General features: G+C 70.0%; 14 protein-coding genes. 1 reads left to right on the top strand and 13 read right to left on the bottom strand.

All coding sequences use genetic code 11. The annotated features are described in order from the left end of the window. Positions 1 to 205 precede the first annotated feature (205 nt). The 4 genes from SSPS47_RS07665 to SSPS47_RS07680 form a co-directional block, all read right to left on the bottom strand. A complete protein-coding gene (locus SSPS47_RS07665; RefSeq protein ID WP_239064805.1) occupies positions 206 to 721 on the bottom strand; it encodes a GNAT family N-acetyltransferase in 516 nt (171 codons plus the stop codon). Continuing rightward, positions 718 to 1662, bottom strand: a complete 945-nt coding sequence (locus SSPS47_RS07670; protein ID WP_164249734.1) for an RluA family pseudouridine synthase — start codon at positions 1660 to 1662, stop codon at positions 718 to 720. Before SSPS47_RS07670 ends, SSPS47_RS07665 begins: the two co-directional genes overlap by 4 nt. Positions 1663 to 1753: 91 nt before the next feature. After that, entirely contained in the window at positions 1754 to 2314 is a 561-nt protein-coding gene (gene lspA, locus SSPS47_RS07675; RefSeq protein ID WP_164249736.1) for a signal peptidase II, read from the bottom strand. Between the two features lie 58 nt (positions 2315 to 2372). Continuing rightward, the gene (locus SSPS47_RS07680; protein WP_164249738.1) at positions 2373 to 3173 is read right to left on the bottom strand and encodes a TraR/DksA C4-type zinc finger protein; all 801 of its coding nucleotides are present in this window, start codon (positions 3171 to 3173) and stop codon (positions 2373 to 2375) included. A gap of 611 nt (positions 3174 to 3784) precedes the next feature. Here SSPS47_RS07680 and ileS point away from each other — a divergent pair. Next, complete coding sequence (gene ileS / locus SSPS47_RS07685) at positions 3785 to 6931, top strand: isoleucine--tRNA ligase (protein ID WP_164249740.1); 3147 nt, start codon at positions 3785 to 3787, stop codon at positions 6929 to 6931. Positions 6932 to 7049: 118 nt separating this feature from the next. On the opposite strand, the gene SSPS47_RS07690 is transcribed toward ileS, so the two are convergent. From SSPS47_RS07690 to ftsW, 9 genes are all read right to left on the bottom strand, one after another. After that, entirely contained in the window at positions 7050 to 8261 is a 1212-nt protein-coding gene (locus SSPS47_RS07690; RefSeq protein ID WP_164249742.1) for a DivIVA domain-containing protein, read from the bottom strand. Between the two features lie 49 nt (positions 8262 to 8310). Then, complete coding sequence (locus SSPS47_RS07695) at positions 8311 to 8607, bottom strand: YggT family protein (RefSeq protein WP_147872448.1); 297 nt, start codon at positions 8605 to 8607, stop codon at positions 8311 to 8313. A gap of 69 nt (positions 8608 to 8676) precedes the next feature. Continuing rightward, the gene (gene sepF, locus SSPS47_RS07700; RefSeq protein WP_164249743.1) at positions 8677 to 9294 is read right to left on the bottom strand and encodes a cell division protein SepF; all 618 of its coding nucleotides are present in this window, start codon (positions 9292 to 9294) and stop codon (positions 8677 to 8679) included. A 124-nt stretch (positions 9295 to 9418) separates the two neighbouring features. Continuing rightward, the gene (locus SSPS47_RS07705; protein WP_164249745.1) at positions 9419 to 10138 is read right to left on the bottom strand and encodes a YggS family pyridoxal phosphate-dependent enzyme; all 720 of its coding nucleotides are present in this window, start codon (positions 10136 to 10138) and stop codon (positions 9419 to 9421) included. After that, complete coding sequence (gene pgeF / locus SSPS47_RS07710; RefSeq protein ID WP_164249747.1) at positions 10135 to 10887, bottom strand: peptidoglycan editing factor PgeF; 753 nt, start codon at positions 10885 to 10887, stop codon at positions 10135 to 10137. Before pgeF ends, SSPS47_RS07705 begins: the two co-directional genes overlap by 4 nt. After that, positions 10884 to 12098, bottom strand: a complete 1215-nt coding sequence (ftsZ, locus tag SSPS47_RS07715; protein ID WP_147872454.1) for a cell division protein FtsZ — start codon at positions 12096 to 12098, stop codon at positions 10884 to 10886. Before ftsZ ends, pgeF begins: the two co-directional genes overlap by 4 nt. A gap of 275 nt (positions 12099 to 12373) precedes the next feature. Further along, positions 12374 to 13171 carry an FtsQ-type POTRA domain-containing protein gene (locus SSPS47_RS07720; protein WP_164249749.1) on the bottom strand — a complete coding sequence of 266 codons (798 nt, stop codon included), beginning with the start codon at positions 13169 to 13171 and terminating at the stop codon, positions 12374 to 12376. Positions 13172 to 13185: 14 nt separating this feature from the next. Beyond that, positions 13186 to 14280: an undecaprenyldiphospho-muramoylpentapeptide beta-N-acetylglucosaminyltransferase gene (gene murG / locus SSPS47_RS07725; protein ID WP_078077789.1), complete on the bottom strand. Its 1095-nt coding sequence runs from the start codon at positions 14278 to 14280 to the stop codon at positions 13186 to 13188. A gap of 6 nt (positions 14281 to 14286) precedes the next feature. Then, the gene (ftsW, locus tag SSPS47_RS07730; protein WP_203557797.1) at positions 14287 to 15795 is read right to left on the bottom strand and encodes a putative lipid II flippase FtsW; all 1509 of its coding nucleotides are present in this window, start codon (positions 15793 to 15795) and stop codon (positions 14287 to 14289) included. Positions 15796 to 15865 lie beyond the last annotated feature (70 nt).

Consider the following 15865-nt stretch of genomic DNA (forward strand, 5'->3'; position numbering starts at 1 on the left):
GTGGTGCTCCCTTCGGGTGGGGTCCGGTACGGGAGAGCGACTGTCAGAGGCATGACAGCAAGTGAGTGAAAGTTAAGGTTGTTTCCAATTACCGTCAACAGTGTTGGGAAAGTTTCCTAACGATTGCTCCACGAGGGACGTCCGAGATCACCCGGTTGCCCCTGAACGCCCCGTGTCACCGCGGTACCGGCCACCGCACGGCCCCCTACAGCAGGCGCCGCATACCCCGGTGCGGGATCCCCACGGACTCGTACTCCACGCCGTACGCCTCGTAGCCCAGCCGTTCGTAGAACCCCAGCGCCCGCGTCTGCGCGTGCAGGTCCACCACCAGCAGACCGCGCTCGCGCGCCAGGTCCTCCACGGCCCGCACCAGCGCGACGCCGATCCCGAGACCGCGCGCCTCCTCGGCCACCGCGAGCCGGCCGAGCGAGCCGACCGCCGGGTCACCGCCGGTCCGGTCGGCCGCCTCCGGGCCGTACAGCAGCCGCGCCGTACCGAGCGGCAGCCCGTCGCCGCGCACCGCGAGCACATGCGCGGCAGCGGCGTCCAGGGCGTCGTGGGAGTCGAACTCAAGCTCCTCGGGGACGAGTTGCTCCACGACGAACACCCGCCGTCGGACCTCGAAGCACGCCTCACGGTCGGCCGCGCCGGCGGCCGGCCGGATCTCGTACACCACCCCGCCGCCGGGCCGCGGGCCGGCTCCGGTCCCGCCCGCGCTCACGCGTTGCTCTCGGCCCGTACCTTGTCCAGCGCGCTCTGGAGATCGTCCGGGTACGTGCTCTCGAACTCCACCCACCGGCCGTCCGACGGATGCTCGAAGCCCAGCTTCATCGCGTGCAGCCACTGCCGGGTCAGCCCCAGCCGCTTGGCCAGGGTCGGGTCGGCGCCGTACGTCAGGTCCCCGACGCACGGGTGGCGGTGGGCGGCCATGTGCACCCGGATCTGGTGCGTACGGCCCGTCTCCAGCTTGATGTCCAGCAGCGAGGCGGAGCGGAACGCCTCGATCAGGTCGTAGTGCGTGACCGACGGCTTGCCCTCGGCGGTCACGGCGAACTTGTAGTCGTGGTTCGGGTGCCGCCCGATGGGGGCGTCGATCGTGCCGCTCATCGGGTCCGGATGCCCCTGCACCAGCGCGTGGTAGCGCTTGTCGACGATCCGCTCCTTGAACTGCGCCTTGAGCGAGGTGTACGCGCGCTCCGACTTGGCCACGGCCATCAGCCCGGACGTGCCGACGTCCAGCCGGTGCACGACGCCCTGGCGCTCGGCGGCGCCGGAGGTCGAGACGCGGTAACCGGCGGCGGCCAGACCGCCGATGACGGTCGTACCCGTCCAGCCGGGGCTCGGGTGCGCGGCCACGCCGACCGGCTTGACGACCACGACGATGTCGTCGTCGTCGTACGCGATCTCCATGCCCTCGACCGGCTCGGCCACGACCCGCACCGGGGCCACGGGCTCCGGCATCTCCACTTCCAGCCAGGCGCCGCCGCGCACCCGTTCGGACTTGGCGACCACGGCCCCGTCGACCTGCACCTTCCCGGCGGCGGCCAGCTCGGCCGCCTTCGTACGGGAGAACCCGAACATGCGGGCGATGGCGGCGTCGACGCGCTCGCCCTCAAGGCCATCGGGAACGGGCAGGGTGCGGATATCGGGAACGGTGCTCACCCGTCGAGTATGCCTTGCCCGCAAGGCTTGACCGCCCACGGACAGCGCACACCGGCCCCGGGGCGGCGTGCGGACGGCGTGCGGGCGCCGTTCAGTCGCGGTGGACCGTCCCGTCGGGGTCGAGACCGCGGAAGGACAGGATCACGATCAGGAAACCGCCGCAGACGATCGCGGAGTCGGCGAGATTGAACACCGCGAAGTTCGCCGGCGCGATGAAGTCCACGACGGCGCCCTTGAACACCCCCGGCTCGCGGAAGATCCGGTCGGTGAGATTGCCGAGCGCCCCGCCGAGCAGCAGACCGAGCGCGAACGCCCACGGCCCGCTGTAGAGCTTGCGGGCCAGTCGCGCGATCACCACGATCACGGTCGCCGCGACGAACGTGAAGAAGACGGTGTACGCCTCACCGATGCCGAAGGCCGCGCCCGCGTTGCGCACCGCCTCGAACTTCAGCAGATCGCCGACGACCTCGATGGGCTCGTGGTGCTCCAGCTTGGCCACCACGAGCATCTTGCTGCCGAGGTCGAGCAGGTAGGCCACCAGTGCCACGGAGAAGAGCGCGACGATCTTGCGCTTTCCCCGGACCGGCTCGGCGGGAGCCGCGCCCTCGTCGTCAACATCCGGCGCTCCGATGACGCGCTCCGCCTCTGCCACGTGAGTCCCTCAAGTTAGATCCCGATTAGCGTCGAGGGTACGGCACACGCGTACGGTCTCAGCCTCGCCTTTCCTGCTTCTGCTTGTCCTCGACACACAGCGTGGCCCGCGGGAACGCCTGCATTCTGGCCTTGCCGATCGGCTTGCCGCAGACCTCGCAGAGGCCGTACGTACCGGCGTCGAGGCGCAGCAGCGCCCGTTCCGTCTGCTCGACCATCTCGCGCGCGTTCGCCGCGAGGGACATCTCGTGCTCCCGTGTGATGTTCTTGGTGCCGGTGTCGGCGTCGTCGTCGCCCGCGCCGTCGCCGGAGTCCCGCATCAGCCCGGCGAGCGCCTGCTCCGACGCCGAGATCTCGGCGTTCAGCCGGGCCGCCTCGCTCTCCAGGCCGGCCCGCGCCTCGGCGACCTCCTCCTCCGTCCAGGGGTCCTCGCCGGGCCTCACCGCGAGCTCTCCGGGGGGTGTGGTGCCACGCGCCGGGGGCACCGCGGTCGCTGTGGCGCCCGTGGCCGCCGTCGGCCTCTTACTCGCTGTCTTCTTCGCTGCCACCGTCTTGGCTCCCGTCAGTTCCGCGGCCTCGGCCGCCCCCTCGGCCGCGGACGCGGCCCTTTTCGCGGCCTTCTTGGCGGCAACCTTCTTGGGAGGCGCCGTCTTCCTGGCCGCGGTCTTCTTCGCAGGTGCCTGGTGCTCCGGCTCGGCCGCGGCGGTCTCCTCCGCGGCCGGTGCGTGCGTAGCCGGTGTCTGTCGCTCCGGTGCCTTCTTCTCAGCCGGCTTCTCGGCGGCTGCCGTCTCGGCCGTTGCCTTCTTCACAGCCGCTTTCCCGGCCGCTGTCTTCTTCGCGGCGGTCTTCTTCGCCACCATGCCGCGGCCCCTTCACATTTTGTGATCTTGCACGCGAGTCGTGCTGGGACGATAAATCGACACCAGCCACGCGGCAACGGGGCACGCTGCCGGTGAGACCCGCCTCCGCCGGTGACAAGGCGAGCCTGTCATCGGTTGTGCCCAGCTCCCCGCCGGGTAATCCGCCCCACGGGCGGCTCGGGGAAGTCCGCGGGCCCCGCCGGACCCATTCGGGTCAGCGGCGGCGCCGCGGACCGCGCAGGCCGCGCTCCCGCCCCGTGACACCTGTCCGGGGCCCTCGCGCGCCCGCCGGAAAAGCGGTCGGCCGCCCCTGTCACGGCCCCGTACACTGGGGCCAGCGAGAGGCGTGGATGGGGACGAGTAGCTCCGAGAGCGGCCATGAGCGACCCGGGGACGGTGCGAGCCCGGGGGCAGGGCACGGAGTGAAGCATCACCCCGGAGCCGCCGGAAGAAAGCCCTGGCAGTACGCGGGGCCGTAGACCCGGCAGCGCGACCCCAATGAGGGGGCCGAGGGCGGCGACGCCCGGGGCCAAGGAGGGTGGTACCGCGGGAGCCGGAGGCTCTCGTCCCTCCGACGGAGACACCGCAGATCCGTTGGAGGAGTTTCGTCCATGACGACACCGCTGTACAGCCAGGTGCCCGCCCAGGTCGACCTGCCCGCCCTCGAGCACGCCGTGCTCGCCTTCTGGCGTGAGAACAAGGTCTTCGACAAGACCCTGGCGCAGTCCGAGGGCCGCCCGGAGTGGGTCTTCTACGAAGGCCCGCCCACCGCCAACGGCATGCCCGGCGCCCACCACATCGAGGCCCGCGTCTTCAAGGACGTCTTCCCGCGCTTCCGTACGATGCGCGGCTACCACGTCGCCCGCAAGGCCGGCTGGGACTGTCACGGCCTGCCGGTGGAGATCGCCGTCGAGAAGGAGCTGGGCTTCACCGGCAAGCAGGACATCGAGAAGTACGGCATCGCGGAGTTCAACGAGAGGTGCCGCGAGTCGGTGACCCGGCACACCGGCGCCTTCTCCGAGCTGACGACCCGTATGGGTTACTGGGTCGATCTGGACGACGCGTACCAGACGATGAACCCCGAGTACATCGAATCCGTCTGGTGGTCGCTGAAGGAGATCTTCAACAAGGGCCTGCTCGTCCAGGACCACCGGGTCGCCCCGTGGTGCCCGCGTGACCAGACGAGCCTCTCGGACCACGAGCTGGCGCAGGGTTACGAGACGATCGTCGACCCGTCCGTCTTCGTCCGCTTCCCGCTGACCTCCGGCCCGCTGGCCGGTGAGGCCGCCCTCCTGGTGTGGACGACGACGCCCTGGACCCTGGTGTCCAACACCGCGGTCGCCGCCCACCCCGACGTCACGTACGTCGTCGCGACGAACGGCACGGAGAAGCTCGTCGTCGCCGAGCCGCTGGTGGAGAAGGCGCTCGGCGAGGACGGCTGGGAGCTGACCGGTGAGCGGTTCACGGGCCGCGAGATGGAGCGCTGGTCCTACGACCGTCCGTTCGCCCTCATCCCGTTCCCCGAGGACTCCCGGGCGCACTACGTCGTCAACGCGGAGTACGTGACGACGGAGGACGGTACGGGCCTGGTCCACCAGTCCCCCGCGTTCGGCGCGGACGACCTCGTGGTCTGCCGGGCGTACGGCCTCCCGGTGGTGAACCCGGTCCGTCCCGACGGCACGTTCGAGCAGGACGTACCGCTCGTCGGCGGCGTCTTCTTCAAGAAGGCCGACGAGGCGCTCACCGCCGATCTGGACGCCCGGGGTCTGCTCTTCCGGCACGTGCCGTACGAGCACAGCTATCCGCACTGCTGGCGCTGTCACACGGCGCTGCTGTACTACGCGCAGCCGTCCTGGTACATCCGCACGACCGCCGTCAAGGACCGCCTCCTTCAGGAGAACGAGAAGACCAACTGGTTCCCCGACTCGGTCAAGCACGGCCGGTACGGGGACTGGCTGAACAACAACGTCGACTGGTCCCTGTCCCGCAACCGCTACTGGGGCACGCCGCTGCCCATCTGGCACTGCGAGGACGGCCATCTCACCTGCGTGGGATCGCGCGCCGAACTGACCGAGCTGAGCGGCGAGGACCAGTCGTCGCTCGACCCGCACCGCCCGTTCATCGACGCGGTCACCTTCCCCTGCCCGACCTGCGGTGGGACGGCGACGCGTGTCCCCGAGGTCATCGACGCCTGGTACGACTCCGGTTCGATGCCCTTCGCACAGTGGGGATACCCGTACAAGAACAAGGACCTCTTCGAGAAGCGCTACCCCGCGCAGTTCATCTCGGAGGCCATCGACCAGACGCGCGGCTGGTTCTACACGCTGATGGCGGTCGGCACCCTCGTCTTCGACAAGTCGAGCTACGAGAACGTGGTCTGCCTCGGGCACATCCTCGCCGAGGACGGCCGGAAGATGTCCAAGCACCTGGGCAACATCCTTCAGCCGATCCCGCTGATGGACAAGCACGGCGCGGACGCGGTGCGCTGGTTCATGGCGGCGGGCGGCTCGCCGTGGGCGGCGAGGCGGGTCGGTGACACGACGATCCAGGAGGTCGTCCGCAAGACGCTGCTGACGTACTGGAACACGGTCGCCTTCCAGGCGCTGTACGCGCGCACGTCCGGCTGGGCCCCGTCCGCGGCGGACCCGGCGCCGGCCGAGCGGCCCGTGCTCGACCGCTGGCTGCTGAGCGAGCTGCACGCGCTGGTCGACCAGAGCACGCGCGCGATGGAGGCGTACGACACACAGCGCGTCGGCAAGCTGCTGTCGGCGTTCGTCGACGACCTGTCGAACTGGTACGTACGCCGCTCACGCCGCCGCTTCTGGCAGGGCGACAAGGCGGCCCTCCGTACGCTCCACGAGGTCGTCGAGACGGTCACGCGCCTGATGGCCCCCCTCACCCCGTTCATCACGGAGCGGGTCTGGCAGGACATGATCGTGCCCGTCACGCCGGACGCTCCGGAGTCGGTGCACCTCTCGACGTGGCCCGAGGCGGATCTGTCGGCGATCGACCCGACGCTGTCCCGGCAGATGACGCTGGTACGGCGGCTGGTCGAGCTGGGCCGCGCGACACGGGCCGAGTCGGGCGTGAAGACGCGTCAGCCGCTGTCGCGGGCGCTGGTGGCGGCGTCGGGCTTCGAGACGCTGTCGCCGGAACTGCGCGCGCAGATCACGGAGGAGCTGAACGTCTCGTCACTGGCGTCGCTCTCGGAGGTCGGCGGATCGCTCGTCGACACGACGGCGAAGGCCAACTTCCGGGCGCTGGGCAAGCGGTTCGGCAAGGGCGTCCAGGCGGTGGCGAAAGCGGTCGCCGAGGCGGACGCGGCGGCGCTGTCCGCCGCGCTGCGGGACGGGACGGCGTCGGTCACGGTCGACGGCGAACCGGTCTCGCTGGCACCGGACGAGGTGATCATCACGGAGACCCCCCGCGAGGGCTGGTCGGTCGCGTCGGACTCGGGCGCGACGGTGGCACTGGACCTGGAGATCACCCCGGAGCTGCGCCTGGCGGGCCTGGCCCGCGACGCGATCCGCCTGATCCAGGAGGCCCGAAAGAACAGCGGCCTGGACGTCGCGGACCGCATCGCCGTCCGCTGGTCGACCACGACGGACGAGACCCACGCGGCGCTGACGGCCCACACACCGCTGATCTCGGACGAGGTCCTGGCCCTGACCTTCGAACCGGGCGCCCCGGACGCGACGTTCGGCCCGGCGTTCACGGACGAGGGCCTGTCGCTGACGTTCCACCTGCGCAAGGTCTGACGACGGGGGCGGGGATCCGGCCCCGCGCGAGCGAAAAAGGGCCGGGCCCGGGGAGAATCCCCGGGCCCGGCCCTTCAGCCTGCCGACGGCTGCGCGCGAATCCCGCGCCCAGCGCCCGTCAGTTGTCGTCCTCGTCGATCAGGAACCCTCGCATCGGCGACGGAGCCTGCTGCATCGGCTGCATGGGCTGCGGCGCCTGCGGCCGCACCGGTGCCATCGGCTGGGTCATCGCCGGGGACATCTGCTGCTGGTTCCCGTACGACGGTCCGCCCGACGACGGTCCGTGCCCGCCGCCCATGGACGGGTTGCCGCCCATGGTGTGCCCCATCGCGCCCGCACCGGCCGGTGCCATGGACGGCGACGGCGGCAGTGAGGCCGCGGCCGGCGTACGCGGCGGGGCCAGCGAGTCGTCGGCCTGGGTCTCCAGCTGGCGCAGCTGGCTCTCCAGGTAGGACTTCAGCCGGGTCCGGTACTCGCGCTCGAAGCCACGCAGGTCTTCGACCTTGCGCTCCAGCGTCGCGCGCGCGGACTCCAGGGAGCCCATCGCCACGCGGTGCTTCTCCTGCGCGTCCCGCTCAAGGGCGTCCGCCTTCGCACGGGCGTCCCGCTCCAGACCCTCGGCGCGGCTGCGCGCCTCGCCGACGATCTTGTTGGCCTCGGAACGGGCCTCCGCGATCGCCTGGTCGGCGGTCTGCTGGGCGAGCGAGAGCACACGCGCGGCGCTGTCGCCGCCGGGTCCGCCCTGGCCGGGCTGCGGGCCGTGCCCCATGGGGCCGCCCATCGGTCCACCCATGGGTCCGCCCTGCATCTGCCCCTGCATCTGGCCCTGCATCGGACCACCCTGCATCTGGCCCTGCATGGGGCCGCCCTGCATGGGACCGGGACCGTGCTGACCCTGCGGGCCGGGGCCGGGGCCGTGGCCGGGGTGTCCACCCGGGCCGGGGCCGTGTCCGCCGGGGCCGGGGCCGTGTCCGCCGGGGCCGGCGGGAAGCTGCGGGGGCCCACCGGGCAGCTGGGGCTGGCCCATCTGCGGGGGCTGCTGCTGCTGGACGGGGGGTCCTGATATGGCGGCGGGGACAGGGGCACCCGGCCGCTCCTGCTGCTCGGGAGGCTTGCGCATCCCTTGCTGCTGTTGCTGCTGCTGGTTCTGCGCGGCGGCACGCGTCGCGGCGGCCAGCTTGGCGCGCAGGTCCTCGTTCTCACGAAGCAGGCGCGTCAGTTCGGCCTCGACCTCGTCTAGAAAGGCATCGACCTCGTCCTCGTCGTAGCCTTCTCGGAGGCGGACGGTCGTGAACTGCTTGTTCCGCACGTCCTCGGGGGTCAACGGCATCTCTTCTTCACCTCTACGTAGTCGTCGGCAGTCGGCAAGACCGTATCGTTCACATTGCCCTCGCAAGGCCGTTGACGACCGAGATGAGGATGTACACGATGATCATCAGAACGAAGAAGGACAGGTCGAGTGCCACGCCCCCGAGACGCAGCGGCGGAATGAACCGCCGCAGAAGCTTGAGCGGTGGATCGGTGACAGTGTAGGTGGCCTCCAGAACGACCACCATCGCCTTGCCGGGCTGCCATGAGCGGGCGAATTGGAAGACATAGTCCATGACCAGCCGGAAGATCAGCACGATGAGGAAGCACACCAGCGCGATGTAGACCACCTGTAGCGCAACGCTCATCCCGCGCTTACCTCTCCCCTGGTTTCTCTGGTTCCGGCCTCTCGGCCGGGTCGTTCCCGGTGTCGTGTCTCAGCTCTGGTTGAAGAACCCGCCCTCTGCGATACGGGCCTTGTCCTCCGCCGTGACGTCGACGTTAGCAGGCGACAACAGGAACACCTTCTGCGTCACTCGCTCAATGCTGCCATGGAGACCGAAGACAAGTCCCGCGGCAAAGTCGACAAGTCGCTTCGCATCGGTGTCGTCCATCTCCGTCAGATTCATGATCACCGGGGTGCCCTCACGGAAGTGTTCCCCGATGGTACGGGCCTCGTTGTAGGTCCGCGGGTGCAATGTGGTGATGCGGTACGGCTCTCGCTCGGACACGACCTTGGGCATGATCACTGGTGCGTTCTTCTCCAGGCTGGGGCGTTCAGGTGTGATGGATGCCACGGGGGCGATTCGGGCAGGACGTCCGCTTTCGGCCGCTACCGGCACCGGCTGACGGTCCCGGTCACGCTGCGGGGGAGGCTGCACCACTCGTACTGGTTCGTCCCGTTCGACCTGGTGCACCGGCTGGTGGCGCCGGCGTTCACGCTCGGGTTCGGGCTCGGGTTCGAAGTCGTCATCGGGGTCGAAGCCCCGGCCGTCGTACCCATCGTCCTCCACGAGGCCGAGGTAGACCGCCATCTTGCGCATCGCGCCGGCCATTCTCTGAGTCCTCCGCTCTGTGGTGGATCGGCCTCGTCACCAAGTGCCCTCGATCCACTCGGTCCATCCACTTTTCGGTGGAAATGACCATATTTTCTGCTGTGGTCCGACTTGCTTCGCGACGTTACCCGAGCCGGGGGCGGACTCCGAGTACCGCCGTACCGACGCGCACATGTGTCGCTCCGGCCGCCACGGCTGCTTCGAGATCCGCACTCATCCCTGCTGACACCATGTTCGCAGCAGGATGGTCCGCGCGCAGCAGGGATGACAATTCCAGCAGGCGCTCGAACGCGGCCTGTTCGCGATTCGCGTACGGTCCGGCGAGCGGCGCGACGGTCATCAGACCGTCCAGCCGCAGCCCCGGCGCCTCGGCCACCGCGGTCGCCAACTCCTCGACCCCGTCCGGGGAGACACCTCCGCGTTCACCGCGCGCACCCGAATCCGCGTCGAGGGCGACCTGGATCAGTGCGCCCACCTCACGCTCCGCGCGCACCGCGGCGGCGGACAGCGCCGAGACCAGCTTGAGCCGGTCGACGGACTGCACGACATCGGCGTAACCGACCACGGAACGGACTTTGTTGGTCTGCAACTGACCCACGAAGTGCCACGTCAGCGACAGATCCGCGCACGCGGCAGCCTTGGGCGCCGCGTCCTGGTCACGGTTCTCCGCGACGTGCCGCACCCCGAGTTCACTCAGCAGCCGGACGTCGCTCGCGGGGTAGGTCTTGGTGACCACGATCAGGGTCACTTCCTCCCGGTTCCGACCGGCGGACGCGCAGGCGGAGGCGATACGGGTCTCCACCTTGTGAAGATTTTCGGCGAGTTCGGTCGCGCGGTCCGTCATGACGCTCCCAGCCAGACATATCCGGCGAGCCGGCCGGTGGTGCGGTCGCGGCGGTACGAGAAGTGGTCGGCGGACTCGACGGTGCAGACCTCCGAGCGGTGCCTCTCCCCGACCCCGAGTGCGGCGAGCTGCGCGTGCACCCCGGCGGTGACGTCGACTGCGGGGGTGCCCCAACTAGTCTCGGCCCAGGACTCCGGTACGGCTTCGGCGACTTCGGCCCGCATGGCCTCGGGGACCTCGTAACAGCGTCCGCAGACCGCGGGTCCGGTCCGGGCGGTGATCCGGGCGGGCTCGGCGCCCCTCTCGACCATCGCGTCGACCACCGCCGGGACGACTCCCGCGACCAGTCCGGGGCGTCCGGCGTGCGCGGCGGCGGCGACTCCCGCCACCGGGTCGGCCAGCAGGACCGGGACACAGTCGGCGGTGAGTACGGCGAGGGCGAGTCCGCGGCGGGTGGTGACCACGGCGTCGACCGCCGGGATCTCGTCCGACTCATCTGATCCCCAGGGCCCTTCGACGACGGCGACGTCACGTCCGTGCACCTGGTTCATCCAGACGACCCGCGCCGCGTCGAGTCCGAGAGACTCGGCGGCGGCGGTCCGGTTCGCGCGTACGGCGGCGGGGTCGTCGCCGACCGCGCCGCCGAGGTTGAGCTGCTCGTACGGAGCGGCGCTCACTCCGCCCCACCTGTCGGTGAAGGCGAAATGGGCGCCGCTCGTGGAGGTCAACGCGTCGTGCTGTCCTATCACTTCAAGAAGTCCGGGACATCCAGCTCTTCGGCCTGGGGGTCCTGGTAGGGACGGGCCGTCGGGACGTGCGGGGGCGAAACCGGCGGCAGGTGCGTCTCGTTGACGGCCGGAGCAGGCTCGGGGGCGGGCTTCTCGTCGCGCGAGGGGACCGTACCGAGTCCGCCGGCGGGGCGGCCCGAGTCGGACTCGGGGGCCGATGCGCGGTACGACGGCTGGTCGTCCCGCTTGGCCGAGGTCAGTCCGGTCTCACGGCGGGTCGGCGGCTGTCCGCCGTCGAAGCCGGCCGCGATCACGGTGACCCGTACCTCGTCACCGAGGGCGTCGTCGATGACGGCGCCGAAGATGATGTTGGCCTCGGGGTGCGCCGCCTCGCTCACCAGTTGCGCGGCCTCGTTGATCTCGAAGAGACCGAGGTCGGAGCCGCCGGAGATGGAGAGCAGCACGCCACGCGCGCCGTCGATGGACGCTTCGAGGAGCGGCGAGGAGATCGCCATCTCCGCGGCGGCCACCGCGCGGTCGTCGCCGCGCGCCGAGCCGATTCCCATGAGGGCCGATCCGGCCTCGGACATCACGGACTTGACGTCGGCGAAGTCGAGGTTGATCAGGCCCGGCGTGGTGATGAGGTCGGTGATGCCCTGGACGCCCGAGAGCAGGACCTGGTCCGCGGACTTGAACGCGTCCAGGACGCTGACCTGACGGTCCGAGATGGACAGCAGGCGGTCGTTGGGGATGACGATGAGGGTGTCGACCTCTTCGCGGAGTTCGGCGATGCCGTCCTCCGCCTGGTTCGCGCGCCGACGGCCCTCGAAGGTGAAGGGGCGGGTGACGACACCGATGGTGAGGGCGCCGAGCGAGCGGGCGATGTTGGCGACGACGGGGGCGCCGCCGGTGCCGGTTCCACCGCCTTCGCCGGCGGTGACGAAGACCATGTCGGCCCCCTTGAGGACCTCCTCGATCTCCTCGCGGTGGTCCTCTGCCGCCTTGCGGCCGACTGCCGGGTTCGCTCCGGCGCCGAGGCCACGGGTGAGTTCGCGGCCGACGTCGAGTTTGACGTCGGCGTCGCTCATCAACAGGGCTTGTGCGTCGGTGTTGATCGCGATGAACTCGACGCCCTTGAGGCCGACCTCGATCATTCGGTTGATGGCATTGACACCACCGCCGCCGACACCGATGACCTTGATGACTGCGAGGTAGTTCTGCGGTGCTGCCACGTCGAAGGCCTCTCGCCTCGAGTTACGTGTCGCCGCTTCGCTGTTGTCGCGAGGCGACGACTGATGCCGATGGGACGGTCCGGACGCCGACCCGAACCCTAACCTTGAAGTTTAGGGTTACCAGAGTGTCTGCTTCTTGGACTCTTCCGAACAGGACACTAAGTCGACACGTGGCGCACGTTCAACGAACACGCCGAACCTCCCGTTTTTCTTTTCACCCTATGTGATCACGCACGGGACTGACCAACCAGGGTGCTGGTCAGCACATATACGCGTCAACTCCCCGATACGGAAGGGGCGGTGGGCGCACTCACATCGAAGTGCGCCGCCTTCGGAACTGCTTTCATGAGAGCGGCGAGAGCCCGCGCCTTCGCGGCGCCGTCCTCGCCGCTCCCCCACATCACCGTGCGCCCGCCGTTCAGCTCCAGCGAGATGGAGTCGTACGAACGGACCTTCACGACCTTGGTGTCCTTGGCGACTTCGGCCGGGAGTTCGTCCCGGACGCGTACCGCTTCGGACATCAGACGGGCGGCTGCGAAGCGTCGCACACTCGGGGAGTGATCCACCGTCAATTCCAGCAGCGGTACGCCCTTCGGGGCCTTCTCGACGGTAGCGAAACGCACGCCCTCCGCGTCCACTTCGATGAAGTTTGCGCCCTTTTCGATAACCAGCGCGGGCTTTCGCTCCGTCACTTCCAGACCGATGCCGTTCGGCCATGACCGTGTCACATCCACCGAGTCGATACGCGGCAGCTTCTGTCGAAGTCGACGCTCAATCGCATCCGTGTCGACGGAAATCAGCGGACCGGAGATCGGAACTGCCGCTACGGCTTCCACCTCGGCGGGCTTCAGGGCCTGAGTGCCCGAAGTCCGTACCTGCTCGACGCGCAGCCACGGAGAGCCGTATAGCAGCCAGATTCCCCCGGCGCCGAGTGCGATCGACGAAGTGAGAAGAAGCAGAAAACGACGTCCGGGAAGCCGGAACCGACGGGCCGGAGGGCGGCCCGAACGGGCGCGGCCGGATTCCGACTCGGCACTTGCCGCGCCTCGCTCGGCGGTCGTCGGTCCGGCCACTGACCCCTGCCTTCCTATGCCTGACGGCGCGCTGCGACCGCCTCGTACACCATGCCGACGAGCAGCTCGTCCGCGTCCCTGCGGCCGAACTCGGCGGCCGCGCGGGACATCTCGTACAGCCGGTGCGGATCGGAGAGCACCGGCAGCACATGGCCCTGGACCCATTCGGGCGTCAGTTCGGCGTCGTCGACCAGCAGTCCGCCGCCGGCCTTGACCACCGGCTGGGCGTTGAGCCGCTGTTCACCGTTGCCGACGGGCAGCGGTACGTAGGCGGCCGGGAGCCCGACGGCGGAGAGTTCGGCGACGGTCATCGCGCCGGCGCGGCAGAGCATCATGTCCGCCGCGGCGTAGGCGAGATCCATCCGGTCCACATACGGTACCGGGATGTAGGGCGGCATTCCCGGCATGTTGTCCACGCGCGGCATTTCGTTCTTCGGTCCGACCGCGTGCAGGATCTGGATGCCGGAGCGCTGGAGCAGCGGCGCGGCCTGCTGGACCACCTCGTTGAGCCTGCGGGCACCCTGTGAGCCGCCGGAGACCAGCAGGGTCGGCAGGTTGGGGTCGAGCCCGAAGGCGGCGCGCGCCTCGGGGCGCACCCGTGCCCGGTCGAGCGTGGCGATGGTGCGGCGCAGCGGGATGCCGATGTAGCGGGCGCCGCGCAGCTTGCTGTCCGGGGTGGAGACGGCGACGGCCGCCGCGTACCGCGAACCGATCTTGTTGGCGAGACCGGGGCGGGCGTTGGCCTCGTGGACGACGATCGGCACCCCGAGCCGCTTGGCGGCGAGATAGCCGGGCAGCGCGACGTAGCCGCCGAAGCCGACGACACAGTCCGCCTTCGTGCGCTCCAGGATCTGCTCGGCCGCCTTGATGGTGCCGCGCAGCCGGCCGGGGACGGTGATCAGTTCAGGGGTGGGTTTGCGCGGCAGCGGGACGGCGGGGATGAGCGCCAGCTCGTACCCCCGCTCGGGCACCAGCCTGGTCTCGAGTCCGCGCTCCGTGCCCAGGGCCGTGATCCCCACGGTGGGGTCCTGCCTCCGCAGGGCGTCCGCGAGGGCGAGCGCGGGCTCGATGTGGCCGGCGGTCCCCCCACCGGCGAGTACGACATGCACCGAAATTCACCGCTCTCCGGACGGACGCTTCTTGACGCGCCGTCTCATCGTCTTCCTTTTCACGCCGGGCCTTCGCATGGCCAGGGCCGCTTTCGCGGCCGGATCCTCTCGCGCGAACGCGATCAGCAGCCCGACAGCGAACATGGTCGGCAGCAGGGCTGAGCCTCCGTAGGAGAACAGCGGGAGCGGGACTCCGGCGATCGGCAGCAGACCGAGCACCGCGCCGACGTTGACCACGGCCTGCGCCGTGATCCACGTGGTCACGCCTCCCGCCGCGTACCTCACGAAGGGGTCCTCCGTGCGTCCGGCCACGCGGATACCCGCATAGCCTAGAGCCGCGAACAGGGCGAGTACCGACAGCGTCCCCGCCAGCCCCAGTTCCTCCCCGGTGATGGCGAAGATGAAGTCGGTGTGAGGTTCCGGGAGTTGACCCCATTTTTCCACACTCGCGCCGAGTCCGGAACCGAACCATCCGCCGGAGGCCAGCGCGTAGATGCCGTGCACGGCCTGCCAGCACTGGTCGCCGGGGCCGGGCTCCGTGGCGCCGATGCAGGCGAGCCTGGACATGCGGTTGGGGCTGGTCTTGATGAGGACGAAGCCGAGGGCGAGGGTGACGGCGAGCACACCGCCGAAGAGCCGGGTGGGCGCCCCCGCCAGCCACAGCAGTCCCAAGAGGATCGCGGCGAGGATGATCGCGGTGCCCATGTCGCCGCCGAGCATGATCAGTCCGAGCAGCATGAAGGCGACCGGGACGAGCGGCACCAGCAGATGTTTCCACTGGGTCAGCAGCCGCTTGTCCTGTTTGCGGGCGAGCAGATCGGCGCCCCACAGGATCAGCGCCAGCTTGCCGAACTCGCTGGGCTGGAGCTGGAAGGGGCCGCCGAGGTAGATCCAGTTCTGGTTGCCGTTGACCGCGTGCCCTATCCCCGGGACCTGCACGAGGACCATCAGGAAGACGGCCCCGACGAGCAGCGGGTAGGAGAGCGCGCGGTGCAGTTTGCCGGGCATCCGGGACGCGACGAGCATGAGTCCGGCGCCGATGACCGCGGCCAGGAACTGTTTGCGGAAGAAATACGAGCCGGGCAGGGAGAGCTCCAGCGCCTTGATCATCGAGGCGCTGTAGACCATCACCAGACCGAGCGCGGTGAGCAGCAGCCCGGCGCCGAAGATCAGGTAGTACGCGGTGAGGGGGCGGTCCCAGGCGCGGCGGGCCCGCTCGTACATCCGCCGTACGCGGTTGCCCCGCGGCGGGCGGGGCAACCGGGCGCCGGAGCCGCCACGGACCGCGGGAGCGCGTCGTACGGCCGCTCCGGGGGCCCGGCCACGCAGGGCGAGAGCGGGCGGCCACAGCGACCGCTCGGGACCCGTGGCGGGCCCCTCTGCCCCTCCCGGCAGGGCGAGGGACGGCGGGGCGAAGGACGGTGCGGTGAACGACGGTGCGGCGGCGCGCGGCCGTCCGCCCGCCCATGGACGCACGGGGGGCGGGGCACTGCCCGCGGTGTCGTCGGCCGGCATCTTCGCTGTCCCCTCCAGTCGTGCGCGCGCGACCGGCCGGTGGGGCTGTCGCGGCCCGCGCTCGCGGGGC

Source organism: Streptomyces sp. S4.7, from assembly GCF_010384365.1.
Taxonomy (GTDB): domain Bacteria; phylum Actinomycetota; class Actinomycetes; order Streptomycetales; family Streptomycetaceae; genus Streptomyces.